The sequence below is a fragment of the Pseudomonas sp. P5_152 genome, assembly GCF_033989915.1.
In the GTDB taxonomy this organism is placed as follows: domain Bacteria; phylum Pseudomonadota; class Gammaproteobacteria; order Pseudomonadales; family Pseudomonadaceae; genus Aquipseudomonas.
The window spans coordinates 1665917-1679606 of sequence record NZ_JASFAH010000002.1; the positions used below are offsets into that span (position 1 = coordinate 1665917).

Genomic DNA, 13690 nt, shown 5'->3' on the forward strand with positions numbered 1-13690 from the left:
GTCTTGGAGACGCCATGTCCAATCCAGCCCACCTGCGCATTGCCCTGATCGGCGACTACGATCCGCAGGTCACCGCCCACCAGGCCATTCCCCTGGCCCTGAACCTGGCCGCCCAACACTTGGGGCGGGACGTACAGTCGCAGTGGCTGGCCACCGAGCGGATCGACAGCCAGACCCGCTTCAGCGACTTCGACGGCTTCTGGTGCGTGCCCGCCAGCCCTTACCGCAACACCGACGGCGCGTTGCGGGCGATTCAGTTTGCCCGGCAAGCGCAGCGGCCGTTCCTTGGCACCTGCGGTGGATTTCAACACGCGGTGCTGGAGTTCGCCCGCCATGTCCTGGGCTGGACCGATGCCGAGCATGGCGAAACCTCGCCCGAAGCCACGCGCGCCGTGATCACGCCCCTGGCCTGCGCCTTGGTCGAGGCCGTCGACAGCATTCAGTTGCGCGAGGGCTCGCTGATTGCCGCGGCCTACGCCAGCCAGCACATCAGCGAAGGCTACCGCTGCCGCTACGGGATCAACCCCGAGTTCGTCGACGCCCTGCAGAGCCACGGCCTGCGCGCCACGGGCCATGACTCTGGAGGTGATCTGCGGGCCATCGAATTGCAGGGCCATCCGTTCTTCGTTGCCAGCCTGTTTCAACCCGAACGGGCTGCGCTCAAGGGCCGGTTACCGCCCTTGGTCAACGCCTTTGTCGAGGCCTGCGCGAGGAATCCGCGATGATCGCCAGCACCCCAGCCGCCCCCTATTACGCGGTGATCTTTACCTCGCTGCGCACGGCAGGCGATCACGGCTACGACCAGGCGGCCCAGCGCATGGTCGAGCTGGCCCGCGAGCAACCGGGGTTTCTCGGCGTGGAATCAGCACGTGGTGAGGATGGCCTGGGCATCACGGTTTCCTACTGGAGCGACGAAGCGGCGATCCTCGCCTGGAAGCGCCACGCCGAACACAGCGCCGTCCGCGAGCAAGGCCGCGCCACCTGGTATCAGGCGTTTCACACCCGGGTGTGCAAGGTCGAGCGCTCGTATGCCTTCGCAACCTAAGCCGGTACCCGCTGGCGCAGCGCCGAAATCTCCGGCACATCGGCGCGGCGCATGTATACCCGCAGAGGCTCGCTGATGTTGATTCGGTCGTCGATGTTCTGATCCAGCAACAGCTGGATCAATGGGCGCTTGAGGGTCATGGCCTGATCCGGGCCTGGGGCCCAGACGAACTCGCTGGTGGGGATGATGCCGTCATCGGCGACGTCCATGCCGAACGAGTCTTCGCTGAAGCGCACGATGTACTGGCCGGTCTTGCGGTTGAGGCCGACAAAGCCGTGGAGTTGGTCGGCGGCCTGGCAGATGAGTTGCGAAGTGATGCGCATGATAAACCTCACGAAAGGTCCCAATGGACCGCTGATCAATGGTTTACACGCAGGGCAAGCATCCGGGTTTCCCTCTGCCGGGGAAACTGCCGGGGCCAAGAATACTGCAAAGTCGCGCACAAAAGCGCGGAAAAAGCGTCTGGAGCGGGGTTTATGTCGGTGCTGCGATAGCACAACTGTCGCTCAGTTGTTAAAAGGTAGTCCTTTGCAAAACGACTGACGAAAGGACCTCGACCATGCCTGTCAACTTCACCCACAGCGCCCTGCTGCTGAGCCTGATGCTCGGCGTCGGCCAGGCACAGGCTCTCAGCCAACCCGGTCCGAACGCGCTGGCCACCGCCAACGGCATCCCGCACCCGGCCGTGATCGCCCACCGCGGCGCCTCCTTCGATGCCCCGGAATCCACCGCCGCCGCTTACAAACTGGCGCGCGACCTGGGGGCCGACTACCTGGAACTGGACCTGCAACGCAGCAAGGACGGCGTGTTGTTCGCCCTGCACGACGACGACCTGCAACGCACCACCGACGTTGCCAGAAAATTCCCTGATCGCAAGGACAGCCCGGCCAACGCCTTCACCCTCGCCGAGCTGAAAACCCTCGATGCTGGCAGCTGGTTCAACAGCGCCTACCCGGACCGCGCCCGCCCTGCGTATGCAGGCCTGAAAATCCTGACTCTGGACGAAGTCATCGACATCGCCCAAGGCAACCCGCTGCACAAACCCGGCTTGTACATCGAGACCAAGGAGCCCCAGCAATTCCCGGGGATCGAACGCGACCTCAAGGACAAGCTGCAAGACCGCGGCTGGCTCAGCCCTGCTGGCTCCAAGCTGGCCAAGAGCGCGCTGGGTGTGGGCCAGGGCAAAGGCAAGGTCGTGCTGCAGACCTTCGACAAGAACAGCCTGCAGATGCTGCACCAGGAAATGCCGCAGGTGCCGAAGATCCTGCTGCTGTGGGTCGCCGAGGGCAGCATCGAGCCCAAGTCCAAGGTCAAGTTCGCCGAGTCCGGGGACAAGGACAAGGCCACCTTCTATGCCAGGCAGCAACCCAAGGACAACGCCGCCTTCGAGCAATGGGTCGACTACGCCAAGGCCCAGGGCGCAATCGGCACGGGCCCGTCCGCGACCCTGACGCACCTCGGTGACCAGAGTTATGCCAACCTCGTACAGCCCTGGATGAACCAGTACACCCACGACCAAGGCCTGCTGGTGCACGTCTACACCATCGACGAAGACGTCGACTTCCAGAAAGTGATGGACGCTGGAGTCGACGGCATCTTCACCAACCGCGCCAGCGAACTGCTCAAGTACTACCAGCGCCCGGCAACCGGCAGCGTGGCCCAGTTGCTTGAACGCAACGGCTACTGAGTGAGCAACCAGCACGAGTGGAAAGGCCAATTGTGGCTGGGCCGCGACTATGGCCTGGTCCACGGCAGATTGGGGCGCACCGCGCCCCATGCGCACTACGCCCATCAGTTGATCATCGCTGGCGGCCAACCGCTGCAGGTCAGCCTGGAGGGTACCCCCCAGGTCACCGACCGACTGTTTATCGAATCACTGCGCACGCACGCCATCATGCACGGCTCGGACAACGTCGTGTGTATCTACGCCGAGCCCTTGATGTTCGAGGCCCAGGCCCTGCAAGACTGCCTGGCCGACGTCGAGCCGTCCTTGCCGGCCATTGCCCAGGCTGTGCTGCAGTGCCCACGGCGCCCTTTCAACGACCCACGCATCGGCCGTGCCCTGCAGGCCCTGGATGGCTTGCTGGCAGGCAAGGTCTCGGCGGCGTCCCTGGCCGCGCAGGCCCATGTATCCCTGAGCCAACTGGAGCGGCTGTTCGCCCGCCAGGTTGGCCTACCCGTTCGGCGCCTGGTGCTCTGGCGCCGTCTGCGCCTGGCCATGGCGCTGATGCTGTCTGGCAGCAATCTCACAGTGGCCGCCCATGATGCGGGGTTCGCCGACGCCGCGCACCTGTCGCGCAGCCTGAAGAAAATCTTCGGGGTGACCGCCAGCCAGGGCTTGCACGGCCTGGATATCCGCCTGCTCGACTGAGCCGTTAGCGACGCAACGCCTCTGGCACCTGCGGCTCGTCAGTGAATTGCTCGGGCTTGAACGGCTCCAGCAGTTGCTCGACATACCCCTGGGGATAATCCGCCCGATTGCCAATCCCCAATTCACCCTGCCTGATCGAATACGCGCTGGCGTGCAGGGCGGTGCCCAGCAAACGGTCCCACAGATTGAAAAACAGACCGAAATTCACATTGCCCGCTGCACCGTACTTCATATGGTGCAGGCGGTGGACCGGCGCCCAGGCGAACACCTGGGACAACACTCCCGGGGTCATGTCGACGTTGGAGTGCTGCAACAGCAACTGCAGACTGATGGCGAACGCCAGCAGCAAGGCCACGTCCAGCGGAATACCCAGCACGATCAAGGGCAAAAACCCCACCGCCGCCTCGAGCATCTGGTGCAGCGGATGTTTCATCAAGCCGTTGAAGCCATAGAGCCGCTGGACACTGTGATGCACCGCATGCAACCGCCACATCCAGGGCACGTGGTGACTGACGTAGTGGGTCAGGCTGACGCCCGCATCGGCAATCCCGATCGCCAGCAGCAACTGCCCCCACAGCGGCCAACTGCCGGGCCACAGGCCCTCGAACGACAACAGCGCCACCAGCCCCGGTAAAATCAGCAACGCCAGCCCATTGCAGGCTTCGTTGACCAGTGCATGGGCCACATCGCGCCAGCCATCACCCTGGTTGCGGTTCCACTGCGGTTCATACGGCAGCGCCCGTTCGGCCAGGAACGACACCAGCAGGGCACAGAGAAAAATCACCAGCAGCCACCCGGGCGAACGGCCTGCGACACCGACTACAGCGATACCGAGAGCGAGGAATCCACCCAGGAAAACCGGGGCATACAGCGTTGTAAACCAGCGTTTCATATGAACCTCCCTTGACGTGGGTCCAGCATGAAACGCTTTGATATGCGAGGATTGAACAAATGGCGCAAAGCGCGGCCGGCGTGGATTAAGGATCAATTAAGTTGCGCCGGTTAACCTGATCCCACTTAAACAGCTCAACCAAGGAATGACCCCATGAAAAAGTTGACCACCCTGTTCACCGCCGCTGCCCTGACCCTGACCGCCGGTTTCGCCATGGCTGACGTGCGCCCGGACCAGATCCCGGGGCTGCTCAAGGCCGGCACCGTCATGGACTTTGAAAAGCTCAACCAGGCGGCCCTCGCCCAACACCCAGGCACCACCGCGGCCAACATCACCGACACCGAGCTGGACCATAACGCCACCACCGGCGCCTATGTCTACGAAGTGGAAATCCGTGATACCAAGAATGTCGAGTGGGACGTCAAGCTCGACGCCAAGACCGGCGCAGTCCTGAGCAACGTGCAAGACAAGTAAAAACACGCTGCAAAAAAGCCGCACAACCTTTGGGATGTGCGGCTTTTTTACGTGGACGAAATAGCCACACCTCAAAACTGCACAAGGCGTACGCTGGTTGGCTAGACTCCGACCAGCCTCCCTTTGCAGAGACCCTTGGCCCATGAGCCCAACAGTGGCAGCCGATATCGCGACCATCGGTCGCATCAGTGCAGTGCCCGCCATGCTCCAGGTCATTCGAGACATGACGGGCCTGCGTTTCGCGGCGGTGGCGCGGGTCACCGGAACCTCCTGGACCGCCTGTGCGGTGCTCGACCAGCTGGATTTCGGCCTGTTGGTGGGCGGCGAACTGGACATTGCCAGCACCCTCTGCCACCAGGTTCGCGCCAGCCATCTGCCGGTGGTGATCGACAAGGCCAGTGACGATCCCCTGTATTGCCAGCACCACACCCCCAGGCTGTACCAGTTCGAAAGTTACATCTCGGTGCCGGTGTTCCGCACCGATGGACGTTTCTTCGGCACCATTTGCGCACTCGACCCCAATCCCGCCGAGCTCAGGTCCAGCACCATCCAGAGCACCGTGGAATCTTTTGCGCGCCTGCTGTCGTTGCAGATCGAGGCCGAAGAGAACCTGCAGCAAACCGAGGCCCAGCTACGCGAGGAACGCCACTCGGCCGAGTTGCGTGAACAGTTCATCGCCGTGCTCGGCCATGACCTGCGCAACCCGCTGTTTGCCATCACCATGGCTGCCGAACGCGTGTTGCACAAACATCCCAACCCGACCACCGACACCCTGCTCCAACACATCCTCGACAGCGGACGCCGGGCCTCGCAACTGGTCGAGGACATCCTCGACTTTGCCCGTGGGCGCATGGGTGGCGGGATTCCGGTGGTGATCGCCGCCTGCCCGGACCTCGAACAAACCCTGCAGCAGGTGATCCGCGAAGTGCGTTGCGTCCATCCGCAGCGCCAGATCGTCGCCCGTTTTGGCGAGCTGACAGCCATTCACTGTGACCGCGAAAGAGTCGCACAACTGCTCTCCAACCTGGTCGCCAACGCGGTCGTCCATGGCGCCGCCGATGGCACCATTGAAGTCAGCGCACAGATCGAACAGGGGCGTTTTGTGCTCCGGGTAAAAAACCAGGGCCAGATTGCCGAATCAGTCCTGCCCCAGTTGTTCCAGCCCTACTCCAGACCGGCCAGCGGAGCGCCCCAGGCCGGCCTCGGCCTGGGCTTGTACATTGCCAGCCAGATCGCCCGCTCCCATGCCGGTGACCTCCAGGTGACCTCCTCTGAACAGGACGGCACCCTGTTCACCTTCAGCCTGCCGCTCACTGCCCAGCACTGAGCGGCCAACGCCTCAGGCACTCAGGCGCGCCGTCACTGCATTGAGTTGGCCAGACAAACCGTGCAGGTTATTGCTCGCCGCTTCAGTGCGCTGCACGTTGTCCAGGTTGGTGCTGGCGATGCTGGTGATCTCGGTCAGGTTGCGTGAAATATCCTCGGCCACCGAGGTCTGCTCCTCGGCTGCGGTGGCGATCTGGCGGTTCATGTCGCGAATCGCTTCCACCGACTCGGTGATGCGCTCCAGCATCAGCCCGGCCTGGGTCACCTGCTCGACGCTCTCGTTGCTGCGCGACTGACCGCTTTCAATCGCCAGCGCCGCGTCCACGGCACCGGTCTGCACGCTCTGGATGATCTGGTTGATCTCGATGATCGAGGCCGCCGTGCGTTGGGCCAGGCTGCGTACTTCATCGGCGACCACGGCAAAACCGCGCCCGGCTTCACCGGCGCGCGCCGCTTCGATGGCCGCGTTGAGCGCCAGCAGATTGGTCTGTTCGGCAATCCCGCGGATCACTTCCAGGACCTTGCCGATACGCCCGCTGTCGGTTTCCAGGCGGCGGATCACGGTGGCGGTGTTGGCAATTTCCCCGCGCATCTGGGTGATCGAATCAATGGTGCTCTGCATCACCAGCTCCCCCTGCTGGGCCGACTGGTCCGCATCATCCGCCGCGCGCGCGGCAGCGGCGGCATGGCGCGCAACCTCCTGGGCGGTGGCGGACATTTCGTTCATCGCGGTCGCCACCTGATCGGTGCGGCTGAACTGCTCGTTGGTGCCCTGGGACATCAGCCCGGCGATGGAATTGAGTTCGCCGCTGGCGCTGTCCAGGTCCGTGGCACTGCGCTGCAGGCGGGCAAAGGTTTCAGCGAGAAAATCGCGCAGGGTGTTGGCGGCGACCGCCAGGCGACCCAGCTCATCCTGTCGATCACTGGCAACCCGGGCGCTGAATCGGCCCTGGCTCAACTGGGCAACATAGTCGATCAATTGGCGGATCGGCTCCACCAGATGACGATTGACCAGCCACAGGCTGAACAGCCCGATCAGCAGCGCCGAGACCAGCATCACCACCATCCCCAGCAGCACGGTGCGCTCGGCACTGGCGCTGATCTGCAGTGATTGCTGGTTGCCGCGCTGGCGCAACTCACTGACCAACTCGCTCATCTGCTCGCTGGTGGCACGGTCCACCCCCTTGACCGCATTGTCGCCGGCGGCTGGATCGGCACCCGCCGCCAGATACGCCGCGCGACCTTGCTGGTAGGCGCCACCCAGGACTCGATGGGCCTCGCGCAGACTATCGATGCGCGCCTTCAGCGCGGGCTCGAGCCCGGGTTGGCGCACCAGTTCGCCAAGGATGTTCTGCACGTCGCCCTGGCGCGCCTGGAACTGCGCCCAGTACTTGTCCCCTTCAGCCGGTTGCTTGCCGCGCAACAGCACGTTTTTCCACTCCTGGACCTGCACCTTGAATTGCAGGTTGGCCTCGTCGATCAACTGCGAGGTATGCAGGGGACCTTCGATCAGGTTGCGGTAACTCTGCACTCCGGCGGAGAGGAAGTGAAAGCTGGCCAGGGCGATCAACAACATCGCCAACAGGCTACCGCTCAGCAACGCGAGGATTTTGGCTCTCAGGGATTTTTGCAAAAACATCGAGTGATATCTCATGACAGGAATAAGGCGGACACCGAAGTGCGCAGACCAGCCTAGCCGTCATCGGCCCTGACGAGGATTTCTTGAATCGCGCTGACCAGCGGTTTAGAGCCTCTGCCGCCGTTCGTCAAAGCGTCACGAAACGGTCAGATTGGCTTGCCATGATGCCGCTCAAGCGCCGCTGTGAATTGCATGGCGGCCGGAGACGCCATGAACCACAGCATCGACCAACGCCACCGCGACGCCGATCTTTTTGGCCTGCTCTACGGGTTCAGCTTTCGCCCCGGCGAACCCGCTCGGGAAATCACCTCGGCCCAGGCCCTGCAGCGCCTGCAACAGCCCGACAGTGCCGATGAGTTTCTCTGGCTGCACCTGAACCTGGCCCACGCGGCCTGCGAGCGCTGGATGAAAGCGCACCTGGCGTTACCCGAAGAATTCTTCGAAGCCCTGCATGAGGGCTCGCGCTCGACCCGCATCGAGCACGTCGACTCGGCCTTGCTGGCGGTGGTCAACGATGTGGTGTTCAACCTCAGCAACCTGGTGTCATCGGATGTCTCGACTCTGTGGGTCTGCGCCCGCAGTCGGCTGATCATCAGCGCACGCCTGCAACCGCTGCACTCGGTGGACAAACTGCGCTCCTCGGTCAAGGCCGGTGAGTGCTTTCGCTCACCCCTGGAGTTGCTGGTGCATCTGCTGCGCGACCAGGGCGAGGTGCTGACCCAGATCGTGCGCAAGACCAGCCTCAGCGTGGATCAGGTCGAGGACCAGTTGCTGTCCTCGCGACTGTCCACTAACCGCGCCGAACTCGGTGCCAACCGTCGCGTGCTGGTGCGCCTGCAACGCCTGCTGGCGCTGGAACCCGGTTCCCTGCTGCGCCTGCTCAACCGTCCGCCGCAGTGGTTGCAGAAGGACGACGTCAAGGAGCTGCGCAAATCCACCGAAGAATTTGCGCTGATCATCAATGACCTCACGGCCCTGGGCGAGCGGATCAAGCTGCTGCAGGAGGAAATCGCCGCCAACCTCAACGAACAGAGCAACCGCACCCTGTTCACCCTGACCGTGGTCACCGTACTGGCCCTGCCGATCAATATCATTGCCGGCTTCTTCGGCATGAACGTCGGCGGCGTACCGCTGTCTGGCGACCCGCACGGGTTCTGGGTGTTGGTGGCGCTGGTCGCCAGCTTTACCGTGATTGCCGGACGCTGGGCGTTTCGCAAGCGTGGGGATTACTGACGCCGTCTGTGCACTGCGGCCGTTAATTCAGCCTCGCGGGCTCGACAGCTGCTACAAGGTTGGGGTCACCACGGTTGCCGCTTGCCTGCGCGAGAGTGCGAACTGCAGCCCGAACGCCAGCACCCCGGTCAACGGCGCGGAGAAGCTGCTCAGCCCCGGACCGGCAAACATCAGCATCAGCCCCAGCGCCGTGCCGCCAAACCACGCCACCAAACCTGCCGGGTTGTAGGCCGAGACACGCGCCAGCGACGCCACATCACTGCGCCCATAGAGGATCTGCGCCAGCGCCACGCCGACCCAGGCCACCACAAAAATCCCTTGATAGGCCAGAGCCTTCAGCAGGTAGGCAAACACATCGGCCAGCATCAGGGCGTAGACGATCACCCCCACCGCCAGCGCCCACACCAGGTACGAACCCCGTACACCGAACCGGCCGAAAAACGCCTGCATGTTCAGCGTCGCCAGGTAGTAGTTGGCGGTGTTGATCCGGGTCTGCGTGGCCCAGACAAACAACAAGCCCCACAGCCCCATCAGTTGCAGGATTGCCATTACCACCGAGACTTCGTTCAACGCGCCCTCATGGGGAATGCTGCTGACCAGGTAAATTCCCGCCGCGCCATTGAGCAAAAAAGTCACCGCGTAGAACGGCATGCCGAAGTTCCAACGGCCGTGGTACGTCTGATCCTCGGGCTTGCCGAAGCGGGCATAGTCGAAGGTGAACAGCATCAACACCCAGACGCCCATGTACGCGACGAAGCAATCCCACCAGCCAAACGCACTGGGATTGGCCGGCCCGAAATCCAGCCACTGCGGCTGGTAACCGTAGCGACTGATGGACAAGCCCACCGCCACCAGCAGACCGCCGAGATAGATCGGCAACAACACGCCATTGAGCTTGTCCAGCCAGTGCTGCACGCTCCCCAGGATCATCGGCACGCTGTACAGCACCACCAGCAAGGCGGCCAGCGGGTAGACCAGTTCCGGGTACAAGTGGTTGAGCGCCACGGCGATCACCGAACCCTCGAACACCGCGTAGTAGATCGCCGTAGAAAAGAAGATCAGCGTCGCCAGGCAGGCACCGGTGCTGCCAAACAACAACCGCGAAAACAGCGCCACGGACAGGCCGCTGCGAATCGCAAACCGACTGAGCACACTGTTGATCAGCCCGTAGCTGAGCACCGACAGGAGCATGCCGATCAGCGCATTGCGGGTGCCATAGGATAAAGCCAGCGACGCGCCGACCACGATGTAGAACATGGCGCTGCACACGGCCCACCAGGCCATGGTCAGGGACAGTCGGCCCATGCGTGCGCCAGCGGGGACTGGGTGGTTGGCCGGGTCCTGCCCGGTTTGACTCGATTGCGATAAAGCAGCCATATGCGTGAACTCCAGAACCAGTCAAAGGTTGAAGCGCGGGCAGCCGTCACCGCACCGAAGTGCGGCGTTGGCGTACCGTTTGGCATGGCCCGCGCGATGCGGCGGGCAGAATCAGGAAGGGAACAGCTTGCTCAGGCAGCTGAGTTTTTTCTTGTAGGAACGTCGTGCTTCCAGCGCCTGCTCCAGGGTCACCGCGACAAACCGCGCCTTCTGGTTGGGCTGCATCTGGCCGATCAGGTCGAGGTCGGCACTGATCACCGTACCAATCATCGCGTAGCCACCACCGGACACCGCATCGCGGTGCAGCACGATCGGTTCGAGCCCGGCCGGAACCTGGATCGAGCCGATCGGGTAACAACTGTCGACGATGTTCGACGGATCGGAGCCGGCCCCGAACGGCTGCTCCCGGGGTTGGAAACTCAAGGCGCTGCCACCCTTGAAGCGATAGCCGATGCGGTCCGCCTCCGAGCCGACCGTCCAGGGTTCAGCGAAAAAGCTGCTGGCCGCTGCTTCGCTCAAGCGCTCGTAGTACAGGCCCGGCACCACCCGCAAGCTGATTTCGCCCCCCAGCGACTGCCGCAAGGCCATGGGCAGACTGGCCCCCGCACGGCTCTTGCCACTGGCAACACCCACCGGCAACTCGTCACCGGCCACCAAGCGGCGACCCTGGAACCCGCCCAGCGCTCCCAACGCATAGGTTGAGCGACTGCCCAACACCAGCGGCACATCAATGCCACCGGCCACCGCCAAGTACGCGCGGGCACCGGCCTTGGGGAAATCAAAACGCAGCACTTGGCCGGCCTTGACCGTGAACGCGGTGTCGGCATGCATTTCCACGCCATCGACCCGTGGTGTCATGTGCGCACCGCACACCGCCACCAACGCGTCTTCGGCAAACTCCAGCTCCGGCCCCAGCAGCGTGCACTCCAGCGCCGCCGCCCCGGCTGGGTTGCCGACCAACTGGTTGGCGGCGCTCAAGGCGTATTGGTCGAGCGCACCGGAGGGCGGAATCCCCAGGTGGTAAAAACCTTCGCGGCCCAGGTCCTGTACCGAGGTGGCAAGACCGGGTTTGAGTACCTTGATCATGCCAGCACCTCCTGCAACGACTTGGGATAACCAACGGGGTCGGCGAGGAACGCGTCCAGGGAAAACTCCACCGGTCGAATCCGCAGGTCGAAGCGCCCCGCATCCACTTCGGCCACGGCCTGGTCATAGGCCGCGCGGTCCATGGGTTTGAACTGCACGATGTCGCCGGGGCGGAAGAACACCATGTGCTCTTTCAGGTACGCCAGGTTCTGCTGCGGATCGTAGATCGGTGCCGGCGTCACGCCAAACATCTGATAACCACCGGCGCCACGCACCGAGTAGATACAGCCGAAGCAGCCGCCGTGGCCCAGGGTCAGCTTCGGCGTGTCGGTGCGCGGCCGCAGGTACTTGGGCACCTGCAACTGGCGCTCGCGCTCGACCATCTGGAACATGAACGGCAGGCCGGCGACAAAGCCGACCATCGAGACGAACCAGGGCGCACCACTGTGGGCGGCAATGAACGCATCGACGTCCGCCAAGCCATTGATTCGCGCCGCGTACTCCAGGTCCGTGGCACTCGGGTCCTGATGCCGGTCGCGAAAACGCATCAGGGTCTCGTGGGTCCAGGGGTCGTTGTAGAGCACCGGAATCTCGATGATCCGCGTGTGCAGGGTGCGTTCGGCAATCGCTTCGGCCTCTGCGCCCTTGACCGCTTCGAGCAGGTCATGGGGCGCGATGCGGTCCGGATCGAAGCGGATCTGGAACGAGGCGTTGGCCAGGCACACATCCAGCACGCCATCCAGGGCCAGGCGCTCGACCGCACGGGTCACGGCCATGCCCTTGAAGAATGCTTCCAGGGACATGCTGTCACTGACTTCGGCGAACAGATGTTCATCGGCGCCAAAGCTGTAGCGGATCGGCTTGTTCATGCTGCACCTCCACTGCGGCGCGCGGCCAGCCAGGTTTCCAGGGTGCCGGTGTGGAAGTCGGCGTCGTGCAGCCAGGGTTGCTCCAGCAGCTCGGCATGCAACCCCAGGGTCGTCGCCATGCCGCTCAAGCGGGTCTGGGCCACGGCAACCCGCGCCCGGGCCAACGCTTGGGCACGGTCGCAACCGTGGACAATCAGCTTGGCCAGCAGCGAATCATAATACGGCGGCACCCGATAGCCTTGATACAGATGGCTGTCGACCCGCACGCCCGGACCTTGCGGCCACGACAACTCTTCGACCAGGCCTGGGCTGGGGAAGAAGTCCCGCGCCGGGTCTTCGGCATTCAGGCGCATTTGCAGGGCCGCGCCATTGAGTCGGATATCACTCTGGCGCAAACCCAATGGCTCGCCGCCGGCGATTCGCAACATCGCCTGAACCAGGTCGATGCCGGTGATCAGCTCGCTGACCGGGTGCTCGACCTGAATCCGCGTGTTCATCTCGATGAAGAAGAACTCGCCGCTGGCGTCGTCATACAGGTACTCCAGGGTCCCGGCGCCTTGATAGCCGAGGGACTCGGTCAAGCGTACGGCGCTGGCACAGAGGGTTTCGCGCTGTTGCTGATCGAGGGCCGGCGACGGCGCTTCCTCGAAGATCTTCTGCCGCCGCCGTTGCAGCGAACACTCGCGCTCGAACAGGTGCACCGCGTGTTTACCGTCGCCCAGCACCTGCACTTCAATGTGCCGGGCACGGCTGATGAAACGCTCCAGGTACACCGCGCCATTGCCAAAGGCCGCCTGGGCTTCGCGCTGGGAACGGGGGAACTCTTCACGCAGTTGCGCGGGACTCTCCGCCAGGCGAATACCCCGTCCACCTCCACCGGCCGAGGCTTTGATCAGCAGGGGGAAACCCACCAGCTCGGCTGCCGCGAGGGCGGCCTCGACGTCAAACAACTCACCAGGTGAACCCGGTACCACCGGCACGCCAGCCGCTTGTGCGGTGCGTCGCGCCTCGGCCTTGTCGCCCATACGGCGGATCGTTTGCGGGCTGGGCCCGACAAAAATTGCCCCGGCGGCCTGGACCGCTTCGGCGAAGTCGGCGTTCTCCGAGAGAAACCCATAGCCTGGGTGCACCGCGTTGGCCCCAGTGGCCTTCAAGGCGCCCAGCAGGGCCTCGACATTCAGGTAGCTTTTGTCGGCACGGGCCGGGCCGAGCAGGTGCACTTCGTCGGCCAAACGCGCGGCCTGGGAATCGAGGTCTGCCTCACTGCACGCGGCAACGGTGGGAATTCCCAGTTCCTGGGCGGCGCGGATAATCCGCACGGCGATTTCGCCACGGTTGGCGACCAGCAGTTTCGTGATGCCTTGGGTCATGATCGTGC

The 13690-nt window shown here is 63.5% G+C and carries 14 protein-coding genes and 1 pseudogene; 7 read left to right on the forward strand and 8 right to left on the reverse strand.

Features of this window, described 5'->3' with window-relative positions:
• The first annotated feature begins 14 nt into the window (after positions 1 to 14).
• On the forward strand, positions 15 to 725 hold the full coding sequence (locus QMK50_RS07420) for a CTP synthase (RefSeq protein ID WP_320332866.1): 711 nt from the start codon (positions 15 to 17) through the stop codon (positions 723 to 725).
• Entirely contained in the window at positions 722 to 1045 is a 324-nt protein-coding gene (locus QMK50_RS07425; RefSeq protein ID WP_159997526.1) for an antibiotic biosynthesis monooxygenase family protein, read from the forward strand. The genes QMK50_RS07420 and QMK50_RS07425 overlap by 4 nt, the downstream gene beginning before the upstream one ends.
• Here QMK50_RS07425 and QMK50_RS07430 read toward each other — a convergent pair.
• Entirely contained in the window at positions 1042 to 1368 is a 327-nt protein-coding gene (locus QMK50_RS07430; protein ID WP_159997527.1) for a DUF2025 family protein, read from the reverse strand. The two genes, QMK50_RS07425 and QMK50_RS07430, sit on opposite strands and share 4 nt — an antisense overlap.
• A 236-nt stretch (positions 1369 to 1604) precedes the next feature.
• Here QMK50_RS07430 and QMK50_RS07435 point away from each other — a divergent pair, with 236 nt between their 5' ends.
• Together QMK50_RS07435 and QMK50_RS07440 are read left to right on the forward strand one after the other, a co-directional pair.
• On the forward strand, positions 1605 to 2732 hold the full coding sequence (locus QMK50_RS07435) for a glycerophosphodiester phosphodiesterase (protein ID WP_320332867.1): 1128 nt from the start codon (positions 1605 to 1607) through the stop codon (positions 2730 to 2732).
• Positions 2733 to 3416: an AraC family transcriptional regulator gene (locus QMK50_RS07440; RefSeq protein WP_320332868.1), complete on the forward strand. Its 684-nt coding sequence runs from the start codon at positions 2733 to 2735 to the stop codon at positions 3414 to 3416.
• Between the two features lie 4 nt (positions 3417 to 3420).
• Here the strand turns inward: QMK50_RS07440 and QMK50_RS07445 are convergent, their stop codons facing one another.
• Positions 3421 to 4308: a sterol desaturase family protein gene (locus tag QMK50_RS07445; RefSeq protein ID WP_320332869.1), complete on the reverse strand. Its 888-nt coding sequence runs from the start codon at positions 4306 to 4308 to the stop codon at positions 3421 to 3423.
• A 153-nt stretch (positions 4309 to 4461) separates the two neighbouring features.
• Between QMK50_RS07445 and QMK50_RS07450 the strand changes: the two genes are divergently transcribed.
• Together QMK50_RS07450 and QMK50_RS07455 are read left to right on the forward strand one after the other, a co-directional pair.
• Positions 4462 to 4782, forward strand: a complete 321-nt coding sequence (locus tag QMK50_RS07450; RefSeq protein WP_159997535.1) for a PepSY domain-containing protein — start codon at positions 4462 to 4464, stop codon at positions 4780 to 4782.
• Positions 4783 to 4924: 142 nt separating this feature from the next.
• Positions 4925 to 6109 carry a GAF domain-containing sensor histidine kinase gene (locus QMK50_RS07455; protein ID WP_320332870.1) on the forward strand — a complete coding sequence of 395 codons (1185 nt, stop codon included), beginning with the start codon at positions 4925 to 4927 and terminating at the stop codon, positions 6107 to 6109.
• 12 nt (positions 6110 to 6121) lie between these two features.
• Here the strand turns inward: QMK50_RS07455 and QMK50_RS27330 are convergent, their stop codons facing one another.
• Together QMK50_RS27330 and QMK50_RS27335 are read right to left on the reverse strand one after the other, a co-directional pair.
• Positions 6122 to 6889, reverse strand: coding sequence for a methyl-accepting chemotaxis protein (locus tag QMK50_RS27330; protein WP_371917600.1), 768 nt, complete (start codon positions 6887 to 6889; stop codon positions 6122 to 6124).
• Positions 6890 to 7054: 165 nt separating this feature from the next.
• Positions 7055 to 7762 (reverse strand): annotated as a pseudogene (locus QMK50_RS27335) (methyl-accepting chemotaxis protein); the annotation flags it as partial.
• A 195-nt stretch (positions 7763 to 7957) separates the two neighbouring features.
• Between QMK50_RS27335 and QMK50_RS07465 the strand changes: the two are divergent.
• Positions 7958 to 8980, forward strand: a complete 1023-nt coding sequence (locus QMK50_RS07465; protein ID WP_320332872.1) for a transporter — start codon at positions 7958 to 7960, stop codon at positions 8978 to 8980.
• A gap of 51 nt (positions 8981 to 9031) precedes the next feature.
• Here the strand turns inward: QMK50_RS07465 and QMK50_RS07470 are convergent, their stop codons facing one another.
• From QMK50_RS07470 to QMK50_RS07485, 4 genes are all read right to left on the reverse strand, one after another.
• Positions 9032 to 10357 (reverse strand): allantoin permease, encoded by a 1326-nt coding sequence (locus QMK50_RS07470; protein WP_320332873.1) that lies wholly within the window; start codon positions 10355 to 10357, stop codon positions 9032 to 9034.
• A gap of 111 nt (positions 10358 to 10468) precedes the next feature.
• Positions 10469 to 11443, reverse strand: coding sequence for a biotin-dependent carboxyltransferase family protein (locus QMK50_RS07475; RefSeq protein WP_095169783.1), 975 nt, complete (start codon positions 11441 to 11443; stop codon positions 10469 to 10471).
• Positions 11440 to 12312, reverse strand: coding sequence for a 5-oxoprolinase subunit B family protein (locus QMK50_RS07480; RefSeq protein ID WP_095169784.1), 873 nt, complete (start codon positions 12310 to 12312; stop codon positions 11440 to 11442). The genes QMK50_RS07475 and QMK50_RS07480 overlap by 4 nt, the downstream gene beginning before the upstream one ends.
• Positions 12309 to 13682 (reverse strand): acetyl-CoA carboxylase biotin carboxylase subunit, encoded by a 1374-nt coding sequence (locus tag QMK50_RS07485; RefSeq protein WP_320332874.1) that lies wholly within the window; start codon positions 13680 to 13682, stop codon positions 12309 to 12311. The genes QMK50_RS07480 and QMK50_RS07485 overlap by 4 nt, the downstream gene beginning before the upstream one ends.
• Positions 13683 to 13690: the final 8 nt, after the last annotated feature.

Bases quoted from the DNA above. Each gene is read 5' to 3' on its own strand.
- QMK50_RS07465 (WP_320332872.1), top strand. From the start codon at position 7,958: ATGAACCACAGCATCGACCAACGCCACCGCGACGCCGATCTTTTTGGC.
- QMK50_RS07485 (WP_320332874.1), bottom strand. From the start codon at position 13,682: ATGACCCAAGGCATCACGAAACTGCTGGTCGCCAACCGTGGCGAAATC.
- QMK50_RS07430 (WP_159997527.1), bottom strand. From the start codon at position 1,368: ATGCGCATCACTTCGCAACTCATCTGCCAGGCCGCCGACCAACTCCAC.
- QMK50_RS07435 (WP_320332867.1), top strand. From the start codon at position 1,605: ATGCCTGTCAACTTCACCCACAGCGCCCTGCTGCTGAGCCTGATGCTC.
- QMK50_RS07470 (WP_320332873.1), bottom strand. From the start codon at position 10,357: ATGGCTGCTTTATCGCAATCGAGTCAAACCGGGCAGGACCCGGCCAAC.
- QMK50_RS07425 (WP_159997526.1), top strand. From the start codon at position 722: ATGATCGCCAGCACCCCAGCCGCCCCCTATTACGCGGTGATCTTTACC.
- QMK50_RS07420 (WP_320332866.1), top strand. From the start codon at position 15: ATGTCCAATCCAGCCCACCTGCGCATTGCCCTGATCGGCGACTACGAT.
- QMK50_RS07475 (WP_095169783.1), bottom strand. From the start codon at position 11,443: ATGATCAAGGTACTCAAACCCGGTCTTGCCACCTCGGTACAGGACCTG.
- QMK50_RS07480 (WP_095169784.1), bottom strand. From the start codon at position 12,312: ATGAACAAGCCGATCCGCTACAGCTTTGGCGCCGATGAACATCTGTTC.
- QMK50_RS07455 (WP_320332870.1), top strand. From the start codon at position 4,925: ATGAGCCCAACAGTGGCAGCCGATATCGCGACCATCGGTCGCATCAGT.
- QMK50_RS27330 (WP_371917600.1), bottom strand. From the start codon at position 6,889: ATGTCCCAGGGCACCAACGAGCAGTTCAGCCGCACCGATCAGGTGGCG.
- QMK50_RS07450 (WP_159997535.1), top strand. From the start codon at position 4,462: ATGAAAAAGTTGACCACCCTGTTCACCGCCGCTGCCCTGACCCTGACC.
- QMK50_RS07445 (WP_320332869.1), bottom strand. From the start codon at position 4,308: ATGAAACGCTGGTTTACAACGCTGTATGCCCCGGTTTTCCTGGGTGGA.